The sequence below is a fragment of the Shewanella septentrionalis genome (assembly GCF_025370265.1).
Taxonomy (GTDB): domain Bacteria; phylum Pseudomonadota; class Gammaproteobacteria; order Enterobacterales; family Shewanellaceae; genus Shewanella; species Shewanella hafniensis.
On the sequence record NZ_JAMTCC010000111.1, the window covers coordinates 1 to 1,225 of the forward strand.

General features: G+C 45.1%; 2 protein-coding genes. Both read left to right on the forward strand.

The genetic code is table 11. From position 1 onward, the window contains the following. Window positions 1-424, forward strand: a 424-nt coding sequence (locus tag NE536_RS22755; RefSeq protein ID WP_261274116.1) for a hypothetical protein, incomplete at its 5' end; no start/stop codon positions are given. A 13-nt stretch (window positions 425-437) separates the two neighbouring features. Beyond that, a partial coding sequence (locus NE536_RS22760; protein ID WP_261274117.1) for a hypothetical protein occupies window positions 438-1,225 on the forward strand: 788 nt, incomplete at its 3' end.

The following is a 1,225-nucleotide window of genomic DNA, read 5'->3' on the forward strand; positions in this document are numbered from 1 at the left end:
TGTTGGGGCACGTTATTATGACTTGGTGGTGCAGGTCGGTGATAATCTGATCAGGTATGAGAAGAAGGCGTGGAAGCTCGACAACATTGACAAACTATTGCCCAAATCCATTAAGTCTAAATTTGCAGCGGACGATGATTTTGCCGAGGACACCGGGCAGTTATTTAAAGACCTGGTGCAGCTAAAGGCAGATGAGGGACTATGTTGCACCCGTTGGTCTTTTGACGCCAGGGCGGCAGACTACCCAGGGGGTGCTGCAGCTATCCGGGATAAGATAGCCAAGTTGGCAGAAGATAATCGAGAAGCCTTAAAGAAAGGCATGGGGATGGATTTGCTGTCTGAAGCGGACGATAAAATTTTTGATAAGTTTATTCAAGAGTTAAAAAGCACTGATTTTGTGGAAATCAGTGCAAAGATCGAATAATTAAGGAGTGGCAGTGAGCTTATATTTTATCCCATTACCGTCATGGTCACATAGTAGTCATGCGGACCAAGCAAGAGTTTGGTTTCGACTGGATCACTTTGGCTGGCTACAGGGTAAAGATTATAGATATTGTCAGTTTCAGGCAGGTGTTTACGCGCAGTCTTGGAGTGAGCGTCATATTGAATGCTATTTCTCCGCCTCACTGACAGAGCTTGAAAAAGGTGAATTATACGAACGATGCTACCGTGCACTGCCCGATGGTCGTGTAACCGAGGTTGATACCTTTGTTGGGCAATATGGTAAGGAGATTCGATTACTAAATTTCGGTGTTCTGGTCTTTAAAAAGGATTCTGTTGACTACAGTCAAAAAAGCCTCACGTGGTTTCATGAAGATCGTCCTGAAGATTGTCAGCAGTTAGAGTTTGGATATTCCATGGTGCACAGGGGGGTACTCTACTGGGACACGAATAATGAAATTGTTTCCCGTGACGAGAATCTCAATGAGCGCTGGCGATACCGTTATAATGATCTTCGCGCCGACCTGGTAAATGATCGTCGCTGTTTCTTCGGCGATGACTGGCTGTTCCATGTGCAAAACAGCGAAGACTATAAACACTGCGATATCTATCTTATTTCACTGGAAGATGGTCAGCGGCAAAAGCAGTTTACCGTCAATCATAAATTACTGTCGGCCCATTACCTTAATGGCAAGCTCTACCTGGGCTCAGATACCCTATACCATGTACTGAACGTTCACAGCGGTGAAATAGAGCTGACCCTGCCTAATCCCTTTGGCAAAAA